The 22,438-nt window shown below is 57.4% G+C and carries 16 protein-coding genes and 1 pseudogene; 6 read left to right on the top strand and 11 right to left on the bottom strand.

Annotation, left to right across the window (positions count from 1 at the left end; all coding sequences use genetic code 11):
• Positions 1-97: 97 nt before the first annotated feature.
• On the bottom strand, positions 98-592 hold the full coding sequence (locus tag ACBR42_RS14775) for a GNAT family N-acetyltransferase (protein WP_371208511.1): 495 nt from the start codon (positions 590-592) through the stop codon (positions 98-100).
• Positions 592-1,260, bottom strand: a complete 669-nt coding sequence (locus ACBR42_RS14770; protein ID WP_371208510.1) for a glutathione S-transferase family protein — start codon at positions 1,258-1,260, stop codon at positions 592-594. The genes ACBR42_RS14775 and ACBR42_RS14770 overlap by 1 nt, the downstream gene beginning before the upstream one ends.
• A 251-nt stretch (positions 1,261-1,511) precedes the next feature.
• Between ACBR42_RS14770 and ACBR42_RS14765 the strand changes: the two genes are divergently transcribed.
• Positions 1,512-2,816, top strand: coding sequence for an MFS transporter (locus ACBR42_RS14765; protein ID WP_371208509.1), 1,305 nt, complete (start codon positions 1,512-1,514; stop codon positions 2,814-2,816).
• A 128-nt stretch (positions 2,817-2,944) separates the two neighbouring features.
• Here ACBR42_RS14765 and ACBR42_RS14760 read toward each other — a convergent pair whose 3' ends face one another.
• Positions 2,945-4,051 carry an aldehyde dehydrogenase family protein gene (locus ACBR42_RS14760; protein ID WP_371208508.1) on the bottom strand — a complete coding sequence of 369 codons (1,107 nt, stop codon included), beginning with the start codon at positions 4,049-4,051 and terminating at the stop codon, positions 2,945-2,947.
• Between the two features lie 305 nt (positions 4,052-4,356).
• Positions 4,357-4,749: pseudogene (locus tag ACBR42_RS14755) on the bottom strand (IS5 family transposase); the annotation flags it as partial.
• Positions 4,750-5,010: 261 nt separating this feature from the next.
• On the opposite strand from ACBR42_RS14755, the gene ACBR42_RS14750 reads away from it, so the two are divergent.
• Complete coding sequence (locus tag ACBR42_RS14750) at positions 5,011-7,398, top strand: TonB-dependent siderophore receptor (protein WP_371208507.1); 2,388 nt, start codon at positions 5,011-5,013, stop codon at positions 7,396-7,398.
• 222 nt (positions 7,399-7,620) lie between these two features.
• Here the strand turns inward: ACBR42_RS14750 and ACBR42_RS14745 are convergent, their stop codons facing one another.
• Positions 7,621-9,195 (bottom strand): RNA repair transcriptional activator RtcR family protein, encoded by a 1,575-nt coding sequence (locus ACBR42_RS14745; protein WP_371208506.1) that lies wholly within the window; start codon positions 9,193-9,195, stop codon positions 7,621-7,623.
• A gap of 175 nt (positions 9,196-9,370) precedes the next feature.
• On the opposite strand from ACBR42_RS14745, the gene ACBR42_RS14740 reads away from it, so the two are divergent.
• Positions 9,371-10,927 (top strand): RNA-binding protein, encoded by a 1,557-nt coding sequence (locus ACBR42_RS14740; RefSeq protein WP_371208505.1) that lies wholly within the window; start codon positions 9,371-9,373, stop codon positions 10,925-10,927.
• 195 nt (positions 10,928-11,122) lie between these two features.
• On the opposite strand, the gene ACBR42_RS14735 is transcribed toward ACBR42_RS14740, so the two are convergent.
• From ACBR42_RS14735 to ACBR42_RS14725, 3 genes are all read right to left on the bottom strand, one after another.
• Positions 11,123-11,458, bottom strand: a complete 336-nt coding sequence (locus ACBR42_RS14735) for a hypothetical protein (protein WP_102323061.1) — start codon at positions 11,456-11,458, stop codon at positions 11,123-11,125.
• A gap of 100 nt (positions 11,459-11,558) precedes the next feature.
• Positions 11,559-12,353 carry a family 1 encapsulin nanocompartment shell protein gene (locus ACBR42_RS14730; protein ID WP_371208504.1) on the bottom strand — a complete coding sequence of 265 codons (795 nt, stop codon included), beginning with the start codon at positions 12,351-12,353 and terminating at the stop codon, positions 11,559-11,561.
• A 1-nt stretch (position 12,354) separates the two neighbouring features.
• Positions 12,355-13,383, bottom strand: a complete 1,029-nt coding sequence (locus ACBR42_RS14725) for a Dyp-type peroxidase (protein ID WP_102323063.1) — start codon at positions 13,381-13,383, stop codon at positions 12,355-12,357.
• Positions 13,384-13,964: 581 nt separating this feature from the next.
• Between ACBR42_RS14725 and ACBR42_RS14720 the strand changes: the two genes are divergently transcribed.
• Complete coding sequence (locus ACBR42_RS14720; protein ID WP_371208503.1) at positions 13,965-14,891, top strand: LysR family transcriptional regulator; 927 nt, start codon at positions 13,965-13,967, stop codon at positions 14,889-14,891.
• A gap of 122 nt (positions 14,892-15,013) precedes the next feature.
• Here ACBR42_RS14720 and ACBR42_RS14715 read toward each other — a convergent pair whose 3' ends face one another.
• The 3 genes from ACBR42_RS14715 to ACBR42_RS14705 form a co-directional block, all read right to left on the bottom strand.
• The gene (locus tag ACBR42_RS14715; protein WP_371208502.1) at positions 15,014-15,913 is read right to left on the bottom strand and encodes a LysR substrate-binding domain-containing protein; all 900 of its coding nucleotides are present in this window, start codon (positions 15,911-15,913) and stop codon (positions 15,014-15,016) included.
• Between the two features lie 108 nt (positions 15,914-16,021).
• Positions 16,022-16,891, bottom strand: coding sequence for a LysR family transcriptional regulator (locus tag ACBR42_RS14710; protein WP_102323066.1), 870 nt, complete (start codon positions 16,889-16,891; stop codon positions 16,022-16,024).
• A 59-nt stretch (positions 16,892-16,950) separates the two neighbouring features.
• Positions 16,951-18,366 (bottom strand): amidohydrolase, encoded by a 1,416-nt coding sequence (locus ACBR42_RS14705; RefSeq protein WP_371208501.1) that lies wholly within the window; start codon positions 18,364-18,366, stop codon positions 16,951-16,953.
• A gap of 358 nt (positions 18,367-18,724) precedes the next feature.
• Here ACBR42_RS14705 and ACBR42_RS14700 point away from each other — a divergent pair, with 358 nt between their 5' ends.
• Positions 18,725-21,052 carry a TonB-dependent receptor gene (locus tag ACBR42_RS14700; RefSeq protein ID WP_165927296.1) on the top strand — a complete coding sequence of 776 codons (2,328 nt, stop codon included), beginning with the start codon at positions 18,725-18,727 and terminating at the stop codon, positions 21,050-21,052.
• Positions 21,053-21,131: 79 nt separating this feature from the next.
• Positions 21,132-22,430 (top strand): MFS transporter, encoded by a 1,299-nt coding sequence (locus tag ACBR42_RS14695; RefSeq protein ID WP_371208500.1) that lies wholly within the window; start codon positions 21,132-21,134, stop codon positions 22,428-22,430.
• Positions 22,431-22,438: the final 8 nt, after the last annotated feature.

Below are 22,438 nucleotides of genomic sequence, written 5' to 3'. Positions count from 1 at the left end.
TCAGCCGGGCAAGCCGCTCTTCAACGTCAAAAAATCCCGCCTGCTTCATGATCCATACTCCAATCAACGCAAGGAAAATGGAATCACAGAGCAGACCTCAATACCAGAGGGTTTTTCGAACCCTCCATCTGGCATTCAATGAGCTATCTGGCAGGCTTTCAAAGCCCATTCGGGCATAAAAAGGCGCATTCCAGGGAAGTTCTCGAAAAGTCGTAAGAGTCACGCTCTCCATCTGGTGCCCTTTTGCCCAGATGCAGGCAGTGTGGAGCAGGGCTTTTCCAATTCCACGACCCTGTTCCTTCCTGAAAACCGACATCTCAAGAATATGAAGATCCTTTTCGCAAATGCGGGCGCTAAGGAAGCCTGTCGGATGATCCTTTTCGTCTGTGGCAACCCAGCATGTTCCAGCCCTTATGCACGCAAGATGTGTTTCTTCTGGCAGGACAGCATCATCAGCGATCCAGCTTAATGGTGGTATCTGCCGGAAAATTTGTGCGGCTGATCTTTCAATGCCTGGAAGGAAAGAGGCATCTTCAGCACATGCAGTGCGAATGACAAAAGCCACCTGTTTTTTCCTTTTGTGAGGAAACATTATCTCCCATCCTGCTCAGGCAGGTCCAGGGACATGGGCCAGTTGGCAAGCCCCTCGCGTCGATTGACCTCGATAAAGGAAGGTCTTTGCGTTACGCGCTCGATATAGGCACTGAGGTTGGGCCATGTTGTGGCCGGACGAGGCATGTTGCGTGCCCATCGCATCAGCATGATGGCCAGAAAATCTGCTGTACTGAGCCGGTCGCCGACAAGATGGGACTGGCTGGATGATAGTCGCCTGTCGAGCTGATCCCACGCGGTTTCGATCCTTCGACGCGCAAGAGAACGGACAGCATCCGCCCCGATCGGTTCCCCATCCGTATCGGCATAAAACCAGTCGCGCATCGCAGGAAGCAGTGTGTTGGCAAGCTGGATCATGATTTCAAGCCAGGTTGCCCTGTCCGCAGAACCGGGAGCCGGCATCAATGCCGCCTCGGGATGGCGTTCGGCCAGAAGCATCAGCAGCGCGGCCGACTCACCATGCGCACTACCATCCACGACAAGGGTTGGCACCCGACCCGCCGGGTTTAGACGACGATATGCGGCGGTCTGCTGCCCGCCCGATGTAAGATCGACCAGAACCGTTTCGAACGGTGCACCGATCTCTATGAGCATCCAATGCACCGCCATGCTCGCCGTGCCTGGAGAATAGTATAGTCTGTATGACACCGTGCTCTATCCTTTACCCAATGTAACAGGGGAGGGCGCTGAGGGTCATTTGCTTACCGGAAATACGCGAACGGTTTTGAATTCCCCACACCCGAGAGGGGCCTTCATCGGAGACGATAAAGACACCTCGGCATTATTCCTTAAAGCGGATATGGTAATTGACAATGGATTGATGGCGTCCGGCCCGGCTTGTCGTTTCATGGTCATATGATAGCGTACGGCCTGTCCTAAAATTTCAGGAAAGCAGGATAATGGAGAACAGGCAGGCGCTTTCCGTGAAAGAAAAGATGGCCTACGGGTGTGGTGATGCTGCCTCCAACATGATGTGGGGCATGACGTCATCCTATCTGATGTATTATTATACAGATATATACGGTCTGCCGCTGATTGCCGTATCGTGGATACTGCTGGTGGCGCGTGTTGTTGATGCCTTCTGCGATCCCGTTATCGGCTATGTTGTTGACCGTCTGGGCGGCCTGATCGTGCCGCGCCTGATCCGGGTCCTTGCCATTCCTTTTGGCATAACAGGCTTCGTGTGTTTTCTGGCCCTGCCGCTTTCGCCTGGGGGAAAGGTCCTGTGGGCGGGAGTGACCTATATTGTATTCGGTGCGATCTATTCATGCATCAACACGCCCTATGGTGCACTGGCCGTCATGATCAGCCGCTCCGCCACGCAGCGGGTTGGCCTGAATGCATTCCGCATGATGGGCTGTCAGGCCGGATCGCTGCTTGTGGCGCTGCTGACCATTCCCGCCATCACCTGGCTGGGTGGCGGCGAAAGTGCGGCGCAGCACCGGTATGGCATGGCCGTCTACGCGCTGGCGCTGTCGGTTCTGTGCAGTGTTTTATGGCTGTGCGTGGCGCGCGGCTGCACCGTGCGGCACCCGCCTGCGCCCGTGCGACAGGGCCTGACGGTAACGCTGCGCCATCTATGTGGAAACCGGCAGTGGGTGCTGAGCAACCTGCTCGCATTCTTCTATTTCGTGGGACACGCGGCCCTGTTCGGCTTTGCCCTGTATTATTCCAGGGTCGTTCTTGGCGGCACGGAGCAACTGGGTGCCAATATCATTACCTTCATCACCGTCCTGCTGTTTGCGGCCGTGCCTGCGTGCCTTCCGCTTGCCAGACGTCTGGGGACCGTCCGCAGCGGGATCATATGCCTGATCGCACAGGGAGCAGCCTATCTGGCAATGGCTGTGGCGGGTGCGTCCATGACAGGTTTTTTCCTGTCCGTAGCACTTCTGGCACTGGCTCAGGGCGTGATGTCCCCGCTGTATTACACCCTGCTGGCACAGGCTGTGGATGATGGTGATCCACGTACGTCGACCGGATCAGCGGGGCTGGCATATTCGATCAATACATGGGTTACGAAACTGGCGATGGGCCTGACCGGCTTCGTTCTGGCGCAGTTCCTGTCACAGGGTCATTACGTTGAGAATGGAGTGACGCAGCCACCGGAACTGTCAGCGTGGATTACGGCGGGCTTTGTGTGGCTGCCGCTGGGGGCGGTGTGTATGCAGGTCTTCTGCCTTCTGGCATGGCCTGCCAAGGATTGAACATCCTGCCCGCGCTGTAATCGGATGGGCAAGGCATCTTGCCAGATTTCCGATGTCTCCCCCTGCGATTGCATACGCAGGGGGAGACATACAGCATATTACGGCATGCTGATCGCCTGACGGCCGGTCTATGCCGGAATATGTACCAGTTTCTTGTTGATGAATTCTTCTATGCCCAGCGAAGACAGTTCGCGGCCATAGCCCGAGTTCTTCACGCCACCAAATGGCAGGCCGGGCGCAGTCCAGGTCGAGCGGTTGATGAAGACCATGCCCGTTTCAATCTGCGCGGCCACACGCCTGCCGCGTTCGATATCGGTCGTGATGACGGACCCGCCAAGACCGTATGGAGAATCATTGGCCAGGTCGATGGCCGACTGTTCATCCGGCACCCGGAAAATCATGGCTACGGGTGCGAAGAATTCCTGATGGAAGGCCGGATTGTCCCTGTTGATATTATCAAGGATGGTCGCCTGCAGGAAATAGCCGGGTCGGTCAATGCGCCTGCCGCCGGTCACCACATGCGCACCGTGCGCCACGGCGGCTTCGATCTGGCCCAGCACCAGTTTCAGCGCGCTTCCCGCTTCCGCCGCCACGGCCTTGCCTGCGCGTTCACTGCCGGTCAGCGCCACACCGCGCACGCGCGGGTCGGCCACGACGGTTGCCGACTGTTCATTAGTAATGAATACGTTTGAATATGTCCCCTCGGGCGCACCTGCATCGGCAAACAGTTCCTCAAACATGACCGCACATTGCGGCACGCCGGGAGCATGCTTAACGATCAGTACATTGCCCGCCATAAGGTTCGGCCCGGCAACGCGGGCAAGCTGGTAATACGGGAAATTCCACGGTTCGATACAGAATACGATGCCAATGGGCTGGCTGAGGACCGTGGCCTTGCCATCATCCACTTTCAGGTCAATGGGAGCGAGGAATTTCTCAGCATTGTCGGCATAATAATCAAGGATATCGGCGCTCAGATCCACTTCGGCCTGTGCCTCGCGGAACAGCTTGCCCATTTCCACGGTAATGGGGGTTGCGAAGGCATCGCGGTTATGGCGCATGATTTCAGCGGCTTTATGCAGGATCGCGGCACGCTGGGCATAGGTTTTGCGACGCCAGTTGTTTTTGTAGGTATTGTCTGCCTTGGCGACAATACTGGCAAGTTGGGCATCCGAATGCAGGTCGAATGTCTTGAGTGTTTCTTCCGTATACGGATTTATGGACTGGTACAGCATGGTGAACAGTGGCCTCCCATTTATTTTGTCAGCCAGCTATCAGCCACCCCGACGTTCAGGGCATGATCGGCCCGCAGGCATGTGATGGTGTATCGGGATGGTGGGCTATCGGCTGTGTTTGTCTATATACGGATATATATAGACAATGACGCATGACAAAGGGATTCCCGCTCAAGATCGCGTGAAAACTCCTTTTCTGACAGTCTGTTATGCGCTGCTTTCCGGGCTTGTGCCTCACCGGGATCGCCATTGCGACGTAGCCGGGACCATTGATACTGCCTGTGCGCGACGTCACGCAGGGCGGTCTGACCATCACACACGGCATGAAGCTTTGAGTTCAGTCCGCCTTTTGTGCGTCCGATATGGCCGGGAAAAGCCCCTTTTCAAGCAGGGACGCCGCTGTCCTGTGCGCTTTGAGGTGTGTCGCATCAATCATCAGATGCGTCGAACGACCAGCCTGTTCTGTCAGCGTGACGAAGATCCGGTCAAAAGGCACCCAGACGGCTCCACCGGATAAAACGATTATATAAGGTCTTGCGAGGGTCGTATTCTTTCGGGGTATCTTTCCACTGAAGGCCGTTACGGATCACATAAACGATCCCGCTCAGAACCCGCCGGTCATTCACGCGCGACACGCCATGCGCCAGAGGAAAATACGGCGCAATCTCCTCCATCTGGCTCACGGATAGCAAGAACATATCACTCGCAGGCCCGTCCCTCCCGTATGCCTGTGGATCACGGAACACAGCTCAATTCAACAAAATCAATAGGTCCTGATCCCGACGTTTTCCGCATTGATCAGCAGCCACTCATACCAACTGTATTATTCTGGCAACACATTGTGACTATATCCACTCATGCATATGTCTGGGTATGGATATATATAGACAAGCCTGTCTCCGGGATGAAAAAAGAGCGCGTCTTATGTTCTTTGTTCATATCTCGGATGCACCAGATCTATGCAGCGTCGTTTCCATACCTTTTTCATCACTGGCACATCTGGTGCCTTTCTGCTGACCACTACGGCGCTGGCCGCACCGTCCGTTTCCGCGCAGTTGGACAAGACTGGCAAGCCCGTTGCCGTAAAGACGACATCCGGTGGTACATCGGCCACCGGGGCGCAGGCTACTAAAACACCGCCTGCCGGAACATCGTCTACAGCCGCTCCCATCGCCGGGATACTGGATGGTTCCAATGGCGAAACGGTAACCGTCTATGGCCACCATGCGGCAGACGGTACTGGTGCCAAATATATGAACAAGACCGTGTATCTGGGGCCGCTGGGCAACCGTGATACGCTGGATACGCCGTATTCCGTCATGGGCGTCACGCATGACGTGGTGGTGAACCAGCAACTGCGTAACATCAATGATATGGCGCAGTACCTGCCGTCAGTGCAGCTGGAAATCCGCGGTGACCCCAATACGTCACGCCCGCAGTCCCGTGGGTTTGAGGCCGATGTGATCTCCAATTCCCGCCTTGATGGGCTGAACGTGGTTTCCACCACGCCTTATCCGGCGGAATGGGTTGATAACCTTCAGGTTCTCAATGGTCTGGCCGGGGCGATGTATGGACCCGAAAACCCGGCGGGTGTCTTTGAATACACACTCAAGCGCCCGACCAACCGGCGTACCGAACGGCTTTCGGTTGGCGTGGATTCCATCGGTACGCCTACGGTCAATGGCGATATTTCAGGCCGGATCGGTCGCAATGGCTGGTTTGGCTACCGCCTGAACATGCTGCACGCCAATGGTTCAGCTTATGCGCCCGGAAGCTGGATACGGCGTGAGATGGTCAGCGCCGATTTCGATATCCATATCGATTCCAAGACGGTTATCGAACTCGACGCCAGCCATTATACATATGACGAACGTGGCATGGCCCCCGGCTTTGGCATTTCCGCTGGCACGGCTGCCAATCCCACCGGCATTGGCGGGCAACTGCCCGAAGCCCCGGATCTGGGTCGGCGCATGGCGCCTGACTGGAGCGGGTACAATATGGAAACCAATACCTTCCTGGCGAAGATCAAGCACCAGATCAACAAGGACTGGAGCTTTACGCTGGGCGGACTGTATCAGGACGCCATGCGCCAGTCCTTCGGGATCAGCGATACGTTGAGCGCAACCCAAGGGTATGAAGGTTTCTACAGCTCAAAAGCTACCGCTACCACCACGGCGGATGATTTCCGCGTTGGCAGTAACATGGCGTATTTCAACGGTCGGGTTCATACCGGTCCCCTTACGCATGATCTTGTTATCGGCACCAATGGCTACATGATGGGCAATTATAATCCCACAACTGCGCTGACACCGGCGCAGAGCCTTGGAACATACAATATGTATGGGGCAGCGCCCACCAACGGTACGCAGCCTTATTACAGTGGCCGTTATAAATCGAGCAGCATTACCAGCCAGTCCTTTATCGTGGGTGACACGATGCGGATCAACAAGCACTGGTCGGTCATGGGTACGCTGGCATGGAGCTGGATCGACCAGAAGGGCGCGCTCAACGCCACGAGCCCGCTCAAGAGAACCTTCCAGGCCAACGCGACGTTCAGCCCGACCGCCAGCATCATGTACAAGCCTACCCAGAACCAGACCCTGTATTTCACATATGGGCGGTCGGCTGAAGCAGGCCCGGTCACACCAAACAGCAAATACTATACCAACACCAACATTGCGCTGCCTGTTGCCCATTCGGAAGAATACGAAGTCGGCTATAAACTGCGGTATCAGAAAATGCAGTTCAACGTGGCCGGGTTCCGCATGACCTCGCCTTACGCAATGTATATTCCGGCGGCGAATGGCACCTGTTCAGGCGGCACGACCTGCCAGACCTATGAATATGGCGGAACGCAGCGCAACTATGGTGTGGAAGCCCAGATTTCGGGCGAGGTTCTGCCCAACCTGTCCGTTCTGGCCGGCATGACCTGGCTGGATGCGGAACTGGTCAACAGCAGGACTGCCGCCTACAACAACAAGGAAATTGTGGGGGCAGCGCCGTTGCAGGCCAACCTGCTTCTGGATTATCGCCTTCCGGCATCAATGGGCACCTTCGCCTCGGGCTGGGCGTTCAATGCCAGTGTTCATTACATGGGCAATCGTGCGGCGAACATCACCAACACGTTGCATACCGGTTCTTACACCACGCTGGATCTGGGTACGCGCTACGCCTTCCACGTTGCCAGGTTCCCGTGGGTTGCACGCTTTGGCGTAAGCAACGCCACGAACGAACGCTACTGGGCATCTGTCTATACCGGTGCGCCCAGCGGCACGTCCGGCGCGGCCTCGACCCTGTATGCGGGACTGCCGCGCGTCTATCACTTCACGCTCTCGCTAGAGTTCTGATTTGATTATGGGGGGAGGGATGACAGGCGGAAGGTCTGTCAATCTGTTGGATTGAAGGACGCAGCGTAATTCACAGGCACTCGTGGAAGATGTGTCTGTGAATGAATGTGTTTTGGATGTTTAAGAGCCAGATGGAAGGGCATACGGTATTTTCGTCTGGCTCGCGGAGTGCTGCACCGGCCCCCCAACCGGAACAGTGGCGGGGTGTACGGTGCTGGCATCTCAGGTGCCGCTCGATACCATCTCCCAGTTCAGACCAAAGCGGCCAAGATATTTGCGCAAGCGGTCAGCGTCGTTCTGGCTGGTCTTTTCCTTCCGCGAGAGGGCAAACAGTCGCCGCCCTGCCGCGGATAGCGATGATGACTCCCGGCACGCCCGTACCACAGCAGCGAGTTGCGCCCGGTCGAACTCGTCCACATTGGTCGGGTCGGGCAGTACTTCAGCCAGTAATGCCATGTCACCATCCCGTCGCATCGCAGCCCACTGTTGCGTCAGCGCCAGGATTTCCGCCTCGACCATAGGCAGGGTTATGCGCCCACGTTCCGCAAGGGTGCAGAGCCTGCGGGCTGAAGCCGACAGATCCCGGTAATTGCCCGACCATGGCATGGCCGGGTCACGGGCAAAGCGCAGATAGCGTGCCCTGGCATCCACATTGAAGCCGATCTTGCACCCCAGACTTCGCTCTGCTTTTTCCAGTTCATATGCCAGTTCGACTTCCATATCCTCCCGCCGTTCACGTAGCGGTGGAAGATGGAATACCCATAACGCCAGTCGCGCCAGCAGATCAGGGCGCAAGATACCCTGCTGCGACAGTATGGACAGATCCCGGCTGGTTGTGGCGATCAGATGAAAACGGCAGCTCTGCGCGGTATCAGACCCCACCGGATAGTAACTGCCGCGTTCCAGCGCATCGAGCAGAAGTGCCTGCTCGGCGTGGGGTAGCAGATCAATGTCATCAAGGAACAGCACTCCACCCTCTGCCTCGCTCAGGAAGCCTGCCCGCTCGGTGCCCGCAAGCCCCACGACGTTGCGCCGCTGGCCAAACAGGGCGGCCATGGCGTGCTGCCCCTGCAGTCCGGCGCAGTTTACATGGACCAGACGCCCCTTTACCCGGCGGCGCTGCAGTTTCAGTTCATGGATGCGCTGCGCCAGCGTGGTCTTGCCAACGCCAGCTTCCCCCACCAGCAGGATCGGTTCATCCGAACGGGTCACGACCTGCTCCAGTCGTTCTATTACGTTATGGAAGGCGGCATTTCTGGTCGGGATACCGCCACGCAGCATGTAGGAATGCTCACGCGCCGCCGTCTCGAAGCGGCGTTGCAGTGCATTGTAGCGGGCGAGATCAAGATCAATGATGTCAATCGTGCCGTCGGGTGCAGCCTTTCCCTCTGGTGGGCCACTCTGCAGCAGGCGGGCGGGGATGTGACGGCTTTCCGTCAGCAGAAACCAGCAGATCTGGGCGACATGCGTGCCTGTTGTCAGGTGGACGTAATAGTGCTCCCGATCCTCGTCAAAGCCGTAGGATTCCGCAAAATCATACAGCTTTCCGTAAACTTCCTGAAAATCCCATGGATTTTTCAGTTCCATGTCCACCAGCCGCACCTCGGTTCGCGGTGATAGTGCCGTGATATCGCGCGCCACCTTTTCGGCCAATCGCAGATTAAGGTGGTCATGGAGCAGTTCCAGCCGATCAACAGGAAAATCGGGGTGGGCACAGATCTGCACCGACGGTCGCCACGAGCGGCGACGCCCCTGGTCAAGGATGGTACCGAGGAAGCCAATGACAACATTACGCATGGATTTATATAATATGATAAAAGGATATAAATCCATATAATACTGGCCGATGAAGCCGTGACGAAACGCGCATAATTGTGTTTTATAACAACGACTTATAATGAAATGTCGTTTTTCTTTTTCTTCACGTTCGCATCCGGCAGAAAGGGGGGGTAACGAAGAAAGGAACAGAGTCATGGCAAACCGGTCCGTGTTTGCATCGCTGCGGGACATGTTCATGCCGCGGACCAATGCGCGTAATGCGGCAGGTGCGCCCGCCTATGATCTCGTTCCGGCGCACAGGCTCGCCCAGCTTGCCATGACAGGGACCTTTGGTGGGGGCTTTTATCAGGACGCACAGGAACAGATGCGCATTCTGGTTGAACTTGCCGAAACAGTAAGCCCGGATTTCCTTGCCCGCGCGGCCATCCATGTTCGGGAAAGGGGACATATGAAGGATACGCCGGCCCTGCTGCTGGCTGTTCTGTCCAGACGCGACCCGGTGCTGTTTACCCGTGCGTTCCCGAAGGTGGTGCGATCCGGCCGGATGCTGCGTACCTTTGTGCAGATCATGCGTTCCGGTCAGACCGGGCGTAAATCCCTGGGGTCCCGTCCCAAGGCCATGGTGCGGGACTGGCTGAATGATGCCACTGACGAGCAGCTTCTGGCGGCCTCGGTAGGGAACGCTCCGTCATTGGCCGATATCATCCGTATGGTCCATCCACGTCCGGGTAACCCGCAACGTGAGGCCTTCTACGCATGGCTGATTGGCAAACCTGCCGATCCATCAGCTCTGCCTTCCGTGGTGCAGGATCTGCTGGCCTTCCGTTCCGGCATATCAGATCGGGTGCCCGCCGTGCCGTTCCAGTTGCTGGACAGCCTGACGCTCTCGTCCCGGCAGTGGGGCACGGTTGCCCTTACGGCTTCATGGCAGACCCTGCGGCAGGGGCTGAACATGCTGACCCGTAACGGTGCCTTTGACGATCCGACGGTCGTGGACCATGTGGCGGCGGTGTTGCGCGATCCCGAACGGATCAGGACGGCGAAAGCCATGCCCTATCAGTTGCTCGCTACCTTTCAGGCACTCGGGCCGGAGGTGCCTGCGGCCCTGAGGGAGGCCCTGCATGACACGATGGAACGCGCGGTAGGCAATGTACCCCATCTGGGCGGGCGTGTGGTGATATGCCCTGATGTATCAGTTTCCATGCGCGCGCCCGTTACGGGTTACAGGCGTGGTGCCACTACGGCGGTGCAGTGCATTGATGTCGCGGCTCTCGTAGCGGCGGCGATCAAGCGCGGCAACCCTTCCGCCCGTATCCTGCCCTTTGATGAGCGGGTGTTCGATATCGCCCTGGAGCCCCGCGATACGATCCTGACCAACGCCCGCCGTCTTGCCAAACTGGGCGGAGGGGGCACGAATTGCGCGGCCCCGCTGGCATGGCTCAATGCCCGGTACGAGACGGTGGACCTTGTTGTATTCGTCTCGGACAATGAGTCATGGGGAGGCGCATATCCTGATGAAACACCCACGGGCATGATGCGGGAGTGGACAAGACTGAAAGCCCGCAATCCTGCGGCGCGTCTGGTCTGCATCGACATCCAGCCCTATGGCACCACACAGGCGAGCGAACGGAAGGATATATTGAATATTGGCGGTTTTTCAGATATGATCTTTGAACAGATGGCCCAATTCATGTCGGGCCAAATGGAAGCAGCACATTGGGTAGGGCAGATCATGGCCCAGCCATTGTAAAAAAGACCGGCGAATGCCGGGGGGACTACAGTCACAAGGCCACTCCTACGGGAACCCTTCCCTCTTCGTCTCCCCATCCCCTTGTCGCCGGAACTTTTTCATCCCCTTTGATTACAGGGGGCAGTCCTTTGGCACCTTTGGCGTACGGGCTTAAGTGACACTCCGGCGTGTCCGCAGGTAGTAATGGGGTCTCTGTTATTCCTGATCTTTAAGGGCTTTTTCTTCTTCCTGCCGGGTGGCAAACGGCACTTCCTGCTTGTCATCGAGTTCGTTCATGCTGCCACCGGAATTGCCGAGGTTTTCTTCCAGCCATGCCTGTTCGACCGGCTGACCGTTCGGGTCCAGCGGGACAGGGGAGTCGACCGGTATCTGTCCGGCATCAGGATTGAGTTCCATCCCGATCAGTTCTGATGCTGATTCCTTGTACGCATCTGGCCCACAGGCGGGCTTTCCGTCGGCAGCCCACATTTCCCGGGCCTTTGCGGCAATGCGGGCTTCTGTTTTGGCGGAGGTTTCCAGCGGGTTTTCCATTTGTATCCTCGCAAATCTACAGGGGGCCTGTCGGAAGCAAAAAAGCTGTCCGACAGGCCGGAATCAACAGGTGGTACAGATCAGAAGGCGGTTGCCCTTCCTATTCCACGGCGACAGCAGCTTCGCTTGTCAGCATACGGAACGTAAAGCTCTCCTGCAGATAAAGTTCTACCGTTTCAGCAGTATGTCCCAGATAACCGATTGAAAAATCCTGCCCGATATCAAGGGCGAGATCGCCACCACGCATGGAGACCACGAAAGCCCCTTCAATGGCGGGCGCCCAGATCAGTTTGCCGTCGATCAGGCTTTCGATGTGCTTGCGAACGGGATAACCGTCGTCATCCCCGCCGCTGACAGCCTGATAGGCCTGCGCGCCCAGGACAATGGAATAGGGGCCATTGACACCGGCAAGGCGCAGGGCATTCAGCGCATCGGCAATGACGTGCGGGTAATCCTTTGCCGATGCAGGAAGTTTCAGGCGCGCGTTTGATGTCGCCTGACGGATGCCCGAAATGCCGGCCGCAGCGTATCCGTTGAAAATGGCCCTGTCTTCGGCAAAGGCGATTTTCTGCGCCGCATCCTTGACCGGCTGCCAGTCGGAATCGAGGGAGCCGCGTTCCACCGCGTCGATTTCGTCGCGTGACAGGGTAAAGGGGACCCGCAGCTCCACCAGCGGCAGGACCTCGCGCTGCAATGCCCGCACGCCCTCATCCAGCGCCGCAATCTGTTTGCCGCGCCCCGTGCCGATACCGGCAAGGGTCGTGCCCTTCGGCTCCGATGCGTCAACAACACGACGTCCGGCCAGATGGCGGCGGATGGTGCGCGTGGCTTCTTCCTCGATCTCGGACCATGCCGCGCTGGAAATGGGGGCGAGATGTCTGTGCAGGTTATTCATGTCAGATTTCCTCTTTCAATGATCCGATTCCAAGGGAACCGCCATGGGGCAGGGATGTGTCTGGCGGGGTGGTGGGTTCGGGCGAAGCGTCCGGTTCGTCCGTATTCCTGTCCGGCGCGCTATCGAGAAAGTCGCTTGCGGGAATGAAAAACAGCGTTCCGGTAACCGCCGTGCTGACATCCAGAATCCTGTCGTAATTGCCCGGCGGTTTCCCAACGAACATGTTCTGCAGCATCTGTTCGGTTCGCGCGGGGGAGCACGCATACCCGATGAAGTATGTGCCGAATTCCCCCTTGCCAATCTCGCCAAACGGCATGTTGTCGCGCAGGATCTGTAGCTGTTGCCCGTTTTCCTCAATATTGGTCAATACGTTATGGGCATAGCTGGGCTTGGCTTCATCCGCCAGTTCTATGTCCGATACTTTCCTGCGGCCGATGATGTGTTCCTGCACCTCGGTCGGGATGGCATCCCATTTTTTCAGGTCATGCAGGTATTTCTGCACGATGACATAACTGCCGCCCGCAAAGGTGGGATCTTCATCCGCGATTATTGTTGAATCAAGTGCAGCCTGCCCGGACGGATTTTCGGTCCCATCGACGAAACCGAGCAGATCGCGTTCGTCGAAATACTTGAAGCCATGCACCTCATCCGCCACCGTCGCGGCACCTTCCAGCCGGGATACGATTGCGGTGGCCAGTTCAAAGCACAGATCCATCCGTGTGGCGCGGATATGGAACAGCAGGTCGCCCGGTGTGGCGGGGGCATGATGCACGCCGTTTATTTCCATGAACGGATGCAGGTCTTTCGGGCGCGGCAGACCGAACAGCCGGTCCCACGCATCCGATCCAATGCCCGTAACGCAGCTTAACCGGCCATCGGGAATCCTGAACCCCACACCCCGCACGAGGGAGGAGAGATCCCCCAGCAGGTTTCGTATCTGGATATTGGTCGATGTGTCCCCGTTCAGGGTCATGACGAGGAATACCGCCGCCTGGGTCAGCTTCGTATCAACGGGTTGAGGTATGGCCAACGGACTGAAACTCCCTGCGGTGACGCACACATGACGATAATGGATTGCCAGCATAGGCTTATGGCAGATTGTGACAAGACGCGGCGCAAGGTAAAATAACCAGATCAATCACAAAAAGATCATCGTTATAACTTTAATGCATAATCATATGACTGACAGTTCTGGATGGCCTGCTATCCGACTGCCTCAACCCTCCCATTTCCCATGCAGGAATGAGCGCATGCCGGAGGCTGTTTCGTCGGCTATGACATACATGATCAAACGCATGTCCTTTGCACGCATGGGTCATGCGGGGCGGCATCCACGGCGGGGTGCCTTGAAGAATCTGGCCGGTTTCATTCTACAGGCCAACGGAAGCGAAGGCAGAAACTGAACACAATGGAGGCAGGGTAAATCCCTGATCTCCGTCGCCCGGAAATGGATGGCTTGCATCCGGAGGGAAAATGCCAGTGCTTCGTGCCGGATTTCAGAAAATGCACATCCCGTGTCATTGTTTAAGGGAAGAAAGACGTCACATCGGGCATGCGCGACGGGACCTGTAAAACGGGTTTGATAAAGTACGGTTATTGTCTGGGGGGAATGTGTTTTTAAAGCAGCTTTATTACCTTCGTGAGATCGACAGGCTTCGCAGCTTTTCAAAGGCCGCGGATGTGTGCAACGTCTCGCAGCCCGCGCTTTCGCGTGCGATCCGGCAACTGGAACATGAACTCGGGGTCACTATTGTTGATCGCAGGAAGAAGGTCTTCGGTCTGACGGCGGAAGGCGTGCGTGTCATGAAACGGGCAAATGACATCCTGCGTAACGTTGCGGAGATGCGTAATGAAATTTCCCTGTCGAAAGAGGATATTGCCGGAGCCATCAAGATTGGCGTAATCCCGACTGCGGTGCATATCGTCCCCGTCCTGATGGACGCGATAAAGGAAAAGATCGGGGACTTTTCCTGTGATGTCTCTGTTCTGCCCAATGCGGAAATAATCGGGAAACTGGCCAGTAAACAACTGGATATCGGGATCATGTATTATGATCAGTGTCCGCAGGCGCAGGCCTTCATGGTAAGGGCGCTTTATACGGAACAGCAGGTTCTTGCAGGAACGTCGGCTTACGTTTTTCCTTGTCAGGATGAAATCAGTTGGGAAGAAGCCGCCACATTTCCGCTTGCGCTACTGAGCAAGGGCATGCGTTGTCGGCAACTGGTGGATATTGGATTCCAGACAGCGGGGGTGGTCCCCATCATTCGGCTGGAAACCGCGTCACTTGAACTGATCCATGCCCGGATAATGTCTGGCGCGCTGGCAACCATACTGCCGCTTTCTTCCTTTCCCCTGCGCGTGCCCCCAACCGGACTGCTGCAGATGCGGCGGCTTGCCGGTTTTTCACCGGGGTCAATCGGTCTGGTAAGGCTGAGCGAACATCCGCCTTCGGATTTTGTGGCACAGGTCTGGAAAGTCGGTCTGGAAACAGATTTCCGCCAGCAGATTGACAATCTGTGCTGGTCACGCCCGAATTGATGCGCTGGTCGACCCGGATCGGGACATATCGTTCGGGCGCACTGTAGCAATGGCGCCAGAGGCTATGTTCATGGTTGCGCGAAAAGATAACACGTTCGGGATGCCACACTCTGCGCCCCGGCTTACGCGTTGTGCGCCACGATGTTCTGCGCGACAGGAAGGGGGGCCTGCAGGATTTCCAGCAACCGGTTGATCAGGCGGCGTCGCGGGGCGTTGCGCTGGGACAGGAAACCGAGGTTCCGGCACGGAGCAGGCGCAGGAAGCGCGATTTTTTTCAGATGCACCCCATCAGGCCAGGGCAGCGCCCAGTCCGGTACAAGGGATACGCCAGTGCCCTGATTGACGATGATGGCGATGGCATCAAGGGAATCCAGTTCCAGACGTTCATGGGGCCATATCCCGTTACGGCGTAGATATTCGTCAGCCAACCGCCCGCCCCACTGGTTACGGTCATAACGGATGAACGGATTATGCCGCAGGATCGCATGCGGGTCCGTATCGCTGACACTTTCCGAAGTGATGACAACCAATGGTTCGGAACGCAGCGTCTGCCATACACAGGTTGCTGAAATATCGAACGGCGGCTCAACAATAAAGGCCGCGTCAATAATCCCGTCCAGAACGGCATTGTGTAGCACGGATGATGAACCCGGCGTGATGTGCAGTTCGACGCCGGGGTAGCATTCGAAAAACCGTTTGAGGTAAGGCGGCAGCAACCCGTTTGCCGCACTGGATATTGCGCCCAGCTTCAGTTTGCCCACCGGGGTATCGCTGGTGGCGATGGTGCGCAGTTCCTGAATGCTGGTTATGACAGCGCGGCTCTGTTCAAGGATGGCCAGCCCGTTTTCGGTCGGGTGGACGGAACGTCCTTCGCGCTGGACCAGTGCGCAGCCGATTTCATCTTCCAGCGTGCGGATACGTTGCGCCACGGTGGCGGGTGTCAGGCGCAACTGTCGCGCCGCGCCAGCGATGGATCCCTGTTCAACCACAATCAGGAAACTTTCGAGGAAGCGGGTATCCATGGATTGATTCTCTATTACTGTATCAGAAAAATATCGGAAGGTTGCGTCTGTCCAGCGTGCTGCAAAGTATTGGCTGGTATTTACATCTGCCCGCAGGCGGCCTGTTGCTTATGTTTTTCGGGATTGCAGCAGGGGTTCCATCTGCCGGATGAGCGTCGCATGCGGGGATGCGTGCTGCCACAGGATGCCGATATGACGCAGGAGTGGGGGCGTGGACACGGGCACCTTCCGGATTTTCAGCCCTTCGGGCCAGGGCGGCAGCCAGTCCGGCACCAGCGATACGCCAACCTTCTCGCTTACCATCAGGGCAATGGCTTCAAGGGAATCCAGTTCAAGCTGCTGGGTCGGGAAAATCCGGTTTTCGCGCAGGAACGCATCCGCCACCCTGCCGCCCCACTGGGTCCGGTCATAGCGAAGGAACATGTTTTCCTTCAGGATCTTTAACGGGTTCGTTTCCGTGCAGCTTTCGGGCACCAGCACGATCAGCGGTTCCGACAGCAGCCTTTTCCAGCCGCAGGTTTTCGGAATGGAAAAGGGCGGTTCCACAATCAGCGCCCCGTCAAGCTGACCTTCAACCACATCATGATACAGCTTTATGGATTGTCCCGGTGTCACGTGCAGGTCGATTTTGGGGTAATCCACAAAGAACTGTCGCAGCATGAAAGGCAGGATGCCGGTCATCGCGGTCGAGATCGCGCCGATTTTCAGTTCACCCGCGAACTCGTTATGTGTTGCGATGGCCTTCAGGTCTTCCACGCCGCGTATAAGCAGGCGGCTTTTTTCAATAATGCCCAGCCCCGCCGCCGTTGGCGTGACGCTGCGTCCCGCGCGGACCAGAAGCGGCTGCCTGATTTCATCTTCCAGCGCCTTGATGCGTTGGGCAACCGCAGCGGGGGTCAGTCCCAGATGGCGTGCCGCATCCGCTATGGAACCCCGTTCCACTATGGCAAGAAAGCTTTCCAGAAAACGCGTATCCATGGGCGGTATCTTTCCTTCCGGTAGCGGGCGCACGCCCTGAGTTATGGGAACAGGCGGCGTCAGTCCTGCAAGCTGGCCTGAACGGGCGGATGCGTATCGGGGGGAATGGGGCACGTATAGGGCTGTTCAGCAAGGCGGGCGGCATGGTCTTCGCGTGCCTGCGCCAACAGTTCGGGTGACAGGAAAAGCTGTGTTGCCGTAAGCGCCATCGCCCGGGCGACATGGATCATTCCCGTATGCGCGATGGATGATTTGCCCTGCGCCGTCATCTGCCATGAATGGAGCGGCGTGCCGATGGCGCAGGTGGCCCCCAGCGCCTGCACGGTCGGGACTGTCCAACTGACATCGCCGACATCTGTTGAACCGAGGGAAAATATCCCATCGGATGGCAGGATGAAATCGGTCAGGGCAATATCGCGGCGGCGGCGACCAATCTGGCGAAAGGCTGCGTCAATTTCATCAGACGAAAGGGTTGCCTGAATTTCCCTGGCAAAAACATTGTCCGCTTCGCTGAAACGGGGCGGTCCGATTTCCATGAAGCTTTCATGCAGGATTTTTTCCAGCGGCGGGCAGGGCAGAAGATTGGCCACGCCCGCAGTCACATGGCTGGTAACGGTTGTGCCCGTCATCAGGGCGGCGCCCTCGGCTACCTGCTTTACCCGTTCGGTCAGGGGGGACAGGTCCGCCAGTGCTTCCGTCCGCACGGAATAGCGCACCACGGCCCGGGACTGGACAACATTGGGCGCACTGCCGCCTGCATCGACATAGGCATAATGGATACGCGACGTGGGCAGCATGTGTTCGCGCAGGTAATTCACGCCAACATTCATGAGTTCAACCGCATCAAGGGCCGAACGGCCCAGATGCGGGCTGGCTGCGGCATGCGCGGAACGACCACTGAAGGTGAAGTCCATGCGCATGTTTGCAAGGGACGAAGGCGGTAATACACCGCAAAAGGCGGTCGGATGCCACGAAATGGCGGCATCCACATCCTTGAAGGCCCCGGCCCGGACCATGAAGCCCTTGCCCGCCCCGCCTTCTTCCGCCGGGCAGCCGTAATATCGCACCCGCCCCGGCATCCCGCTGGCACGCAGCCACCGCGCAACGGCTGCGGCGGCAAGAAGCGATGCCGCCCCCAGCAGGTTATGCCCGCATCCATGGCCGTTGGCAGATGTCGTGACAGGGCGACAGATACCAGCCTGTGCCGCAAGGCCGGGCAGGGCGTCATATTCACCCAGAAAGGCGATAACGGAGCCTGCTGTTCCGCTTTCACCCATTACGGCGGTGGGAATGCCAGCGACATGCGGTGTCACGGTAAATCCCTGTTCGTGCAGCATCGCGGTATGCAGTCCGCAGGAGCGCCGTTCCTCGTAACAGAGTTCAGGCGTATCCCACACGGCATCCCCCAGCGCGATGGCGGCGGGGGCGAGCGCATCCACATGAGTGCCGATATCTTCGAGGTTACGCATTTCCATGGGGCATGATCCGCAGAAGGGGAAAGGAGAGCTGCCTGCGCAGCCTGAATGTTACTTTATAATAATGTAAATCAGGTGGATGGCCATGCGAGCTTATGCGACATTGGGGCTGAAAAGAAGGTTTTTATGATGGTTTGGGAGGGAAGAAAAAGGGTCTGATTATTGATATTTAGCAGATTTTTGCGGGTTGCAGGGTATATGAAAATGTTATTGCATAGTTTTAATATCTTTTGAACCAAGAACTAATAGCTATTTGTCGCTGAAAAGTTATGTTCTGAATATGCAACATAGTGGTTCCGATCTGGTCGCCCCGGTCGGTGATATGGAGCAGGAGTTCAGAATGTTTGCGGTCCAGCATATGCGACACAAATCCGTCATGGGGCATGCCTTTCGCAGTTTCCTGATGTTGTCCGTCTATACGGGTGGCCTGCCCGCGGGTGTCGCGCTGGCTGCAACCGTAACGGATGAAAAACAGCGCAGGACGCCAGTCGTTGCGCATCATGCCGCATCAACCCCGCAGGCCCATGACCACCATGCGGCCCCCGAAGTGATCAGTGTTACCCGCACGCGCCGCCCCTTCAGCGCGGACCAGCACAGGGCGGGCAATACCACCAACCTGACCGCCGAAGAACTTGTGACGCATCACGTCACGACCGTCGAGGATATCCAGAATCTGGTGCCCAACCTGACCATCCAGACGGAGGGCGGTTCCAACGTGCCGGATTATTACCTGCGCGGTATCGGCATGCAGGATTATACCCAGAACAACATGTCATCCGTCATGACGTATTTTGATGGCGTGCCCTACACCATCACGGCCATGAGTTCGGGGCAGATGTTCGATGTGGCGTCAGTTGGCGTGGACCCCGGCCCGGTCGGTTTCGAGCATGGCATAGCCGATACCGGCGGCGAAGTCCGGATCACCACCAATGATCCGACCAAAACCCTGCATTATGGCGTGTCAGAGGATATCGCCAGCTACGCACGCAGCAAGACCAACTTCTACGTATCGGGGCCCATCACGAAGCGGCTGCAGTTCCGCATCGCGGGGCAGATGCTCGAAGGTGGCGCGTTCCGTTACAACCGCGTCAATGGGGAATCGCTGGGGCGCGCCAATGAAGGCGCGCTGCGTGCCAAGCTGGCCTGGCAGCCGGATGACAAAACGAACATCAAGCTGACGGGTAACTGGTCGCAGGATTCATCCGAAGCGGATGCGGGCTTCATTCTTGGCGATAACAGCAACATCCTGCCGCGCGATCGCGATATCTATGCCACGGGGTGGAGCCTGAATCCGCAATACGCCAAGATTCTGGGGATCTCGCCCAACAGCAAGCCGTCCTATAACGACATGCAGTGGGGCATCAACCTGGATATGGAGCGGGATCTGGGCTGGGCCAGACTGACCACCATATCGTCCTTCCAGCAGCAGCAGCGCCACGAATACATCGACCGCGATGCGGAAGCGTACCGTTCGGGTGACAGTTACCTGACGGGCAGCACGAATGTGTTCTCACAGGAAATACGCCTGTCGGGCCGGGTGCTGGATGACCGTCTGCAGTGGGTGACGGGCATGTATTACAACCGTGTGCGCGCATCGGGCGAAAACTGGTTCGACTATACTGACCGTTCGGGAAAGTACTATTTCCAGAACAGTGCGCACGTTCAGCCGCAGCAGGATTTCGCGCAGTTCGTGAACCTGACCTACAGCCTGACGCACAAGCTGCGCCTTACCTTCGGGCTGGAACACCAGACCGACGACCGCCAGTTCCTGGATGATGCCGTCTACCGCTACAATCCCGTGACGCTGGCCCGGACCTACAGTCAGGTCTTTGGCAATCATGGCACACTGACAAACCAGTTTTCGGGCAAGGTCGGGATCAACTATCAGGTCCAGCCCAACGTAATGCTGTATGCCGATATCCGTCGTGGCGTGAAGCCCGGTGGCTTTACGGCCAATACGACGCTGACCGAACAGCAGGCCGCAGGCTTCAAGCCCGAATGGCTGATGGCTTATGAAGTGGGCTTCAAGAGCGAATTCTTCAATCACCGCCTGCGCATCAATGGTGCTGCGTTCTGGGATTCCTATCATGACCAGCAGTATTTCTCGTATATTCTGGTTCCCAACTGGGGTACGGTCGGTTCCTATGTAAACGTGCCGCGTTCGCATATTTTCGGCACGGAACTGTCGATCAGCGCCCATCCCGTCCGTGGCCTGACACTGTCGCAGAATGTTGGCTACCAGCGCGGCACCTATGATGATTTCCAGGTGCTGAATGTTCAGGCGGTCAGCGCCTATTATGCGCGCACCGGCACGTGGAAGTCCTTTACGGACAGCTATAACGGCGCGGATATGGGTATTCCCAAGCTGACCCTGAACGGAACCGTTTCCTACGAAACGCGGCCTGTATTCGGCAAATATACCGTCACGATGGAAGGCGATTATTCCTACCGTGGCGCGCAGGATACCGTGCCGCGTGGCACCGGGGCCTATCTGCTGCCGTCCTACTTCCTGATGAACGGCAGCGTGACGTTCAAGCCGGTCAGGGGGCCGTGGTCGGTCACGGCCTATGCCACGAACATTCTCAACCGTGACTACATTGTCAGCCGCACGCTGGCGACAACGGTGAACATGGGTATTTCCGGACAGCCGCGCTTTGTCGGCGGGCGTTTCGCCTACAATTTCTGACCGGAATACTTCTGCATCATTTGAAACAGGTCCTCTGTCCGCGCCCCGGTGCGGACAGGCGGCACGATGGGGTGGGACAATGAAAGATATCCAGACAAGACTGTATCATCGTCTCAACTGGCGCATCATGTCGTGGATTATCGTGATCTACCTGATGGACAGCATAGACCGGACAAACCTGGGCTTTGCCCGGACCCATATCTCGCACGATGTGGGGCTGGATGCGACGCAGTTCGGATTTGCCGCCGGTATTTTCTTTATCGGTCTGGTGCTGTTCGAAATTCCCATAAGCCTGTGGGCGTCGAAGGTCGGCGCACCGCGGACATTTGCCCGTATCATGGTGCTGTGGGGCATGACCTCGGCGGCGACCGGCTTTATCCATAGCCGCGAGAGTTTCTATATCCTGCGCTTCCTGCTGGGGGTATTTGAAGCCGGTTTTGCGCCCACCTGCACTTATTATCTGGCGCGCTGGTATCCTGAAAACCGGATGTCGGGCGTCATTTTCTGGCACCAGCTTTCCCTGCCGCTGGCCGGAATCCTGATTGGTCCCGTATCGGGATGGCTGCTGTCGCATTTCGATCAGGTCGGCGGTCTGGCGGGCTGGCGGTGGATGTTCGTGATGGAAGGGCTGCCTTCCGTCCTGCTGGGCATCGTCATCGTGTTTGTCCTGCCCCGCACGCCGATGGATGCAAAATGGCTTTCCGCGGGGGAACGCCAGATCATCGAAGGCTGGAGTGTCCGGCGTAACGTGCGGCATGTCGCCTTTTCCGCCGTGATCCGCGATCCGGCGATCTATCTTCTGTCGCTGGGGTTCTTCGCCCTGATGGCAGGCATGTACATGCTCAATTTCTGGCTGCCATCCCTCATTCATGAAGCCGGGGTGCATTCGGCCATGGCGGTGGGGCTGTATTCGTCCTTTCCGTATGTCGTGTCCGTCGCCTCCATGGCGTACTGGAGCGCGCGTTCTGACAGGAAGAAGGAACGCAGTTTTCACTGCTATGCCCCGGCCCTGCTGGCCAGTGCGTGCTTTGTGCTGACAACGGTCGTGCCGAATGTCTTTGCGCTCCAGCTTGTCATTCTGGCCGGTGCGACGGCGGGCATCTATGCCTCCTACGTCGTGTTCTGGGCGCTGGCCGCCAATGTATTCCAGGGCAGTGCCGCGACCGGCGGTTTCGCCCTGATCAACGCCATCGGGCTGTGGGGCGGTTTTATCAGCCCCATGGCCGTGGGCAAGCTGACCACCCTTACGGGAACCCTGTCCGCCGGCATGGTGTGCATGGGGATTACGGTCGCCCTTGGTGCGGCCATCCTGTGGTCTGTCACCCGGACCCTTACGCGGGGCGATGTCCGCTCTGACATGCCTGCCGAAATTGTCTAATTCCTGCT

The organism is Komagataeibacter sp. SM21 (assembly GCF_041402665.1).
Classification (GTDB): Bacteria; Pseudomonadota; Alphaproteobacteria; order Acetobacterales; family Acetobacteraceae; genus Komagataeibacter; species Komagataeibacter saccharivorans.
The sequence above is the reverse complement of the archived record's forward strand: the minus strand, read 5'-3'. Positions and strand labels throughout refer to the sequence as shown.

Coding starts and splice junctions, on each gene's coding strand:
- ACBR42_RS14775 (WP_371208511.1), bottom strand. CDS start 592: ATGTTTCCTCACAAAAGGAAAAAACAGGTGGCTTTTGTCATTCGCACT.
- ACBR42_RS14765 (WP_371208509.1), top strand. CDS start 1,512: ATGGAGAACAGGCAGGCGCTTTCCGTGAAAGAAAAGATGGCCTACGGG.
- ACBR42_RS14760 (WP_371208508.1), bottom strand. CDS start 4,051: ATGCTGTACCAGTCCATAAATCCGTATACGGAAGAAACACTCAAGACA.
- ACBR42_RS14750 (WP_371208507.1), top strand. CDS start 5,011: ATGCAGCGTCGTTTCCATACCTTTTTCATCACTGGCACATCTGGTGCC.
- ACBR42_RS14745 (WP_371208506.1), bottom strand. CDS start 9,195: ATGCGTAATGTTGTCATTGGCTTCCTCGGTACCATCCTTGACCAGGGG.
- ACBR42_RS14740 (WP_371208505.1), top strand. CDS start 9,371: ATGGCAAACCGGTCCGTGTTTGCATCGCTGCGGGACATGTTCATGCCG.
- ACBR42_RS14735 (WP_102323061.1), bottom strand. CDS start 11,458: ATGGAAAACCCGCTGGAAACCTCCGCCAAAACAGAAGCCCGCATTGCC.
- ACBR42_RS14730 (WP_371208504.1), bottom strand. CDS start 12,353: ATGAATAACCTGCACAGACATCTCGCCCCCATTTCCAGCGCGGCATGG.
- ACBR42_RS14715 (WP_371208502.1), bottom strand. CDS start 15,913: ATGGATACCCGCTTCCTCGAAAGTTTCCTGATTGTGGTTGAACAGGGA.
- ACBR42_RS14710 (WP_102323066.1), bottom strand. CDS start 16,891: ATGGATACGCGTTTTCTGGAAAGCTTTCTTGCCATAGTGGAACGGGGT.
- ACBR42_RS14705 (WP_371208501.1), bottom strand. CDS start 18,366: ATGGAAATGCGTAACCTCGAAGATATCGGCACTCATGTGGATGCGCTC.
- ACBR42_RS14700 (WP_165927296.1), top strand. CDS start 18,725: ATGCGACACAAATCCGTCATGGGGCATGCCTTTCGCAGTTTCCTGATG.
- ACBR42_RS14695 (WP_371208500.1), top strand. CDS start 21,132: ATGAAAGATATCCAGACAAGACTGTATCATCGTCTCAACTGGCGCATC.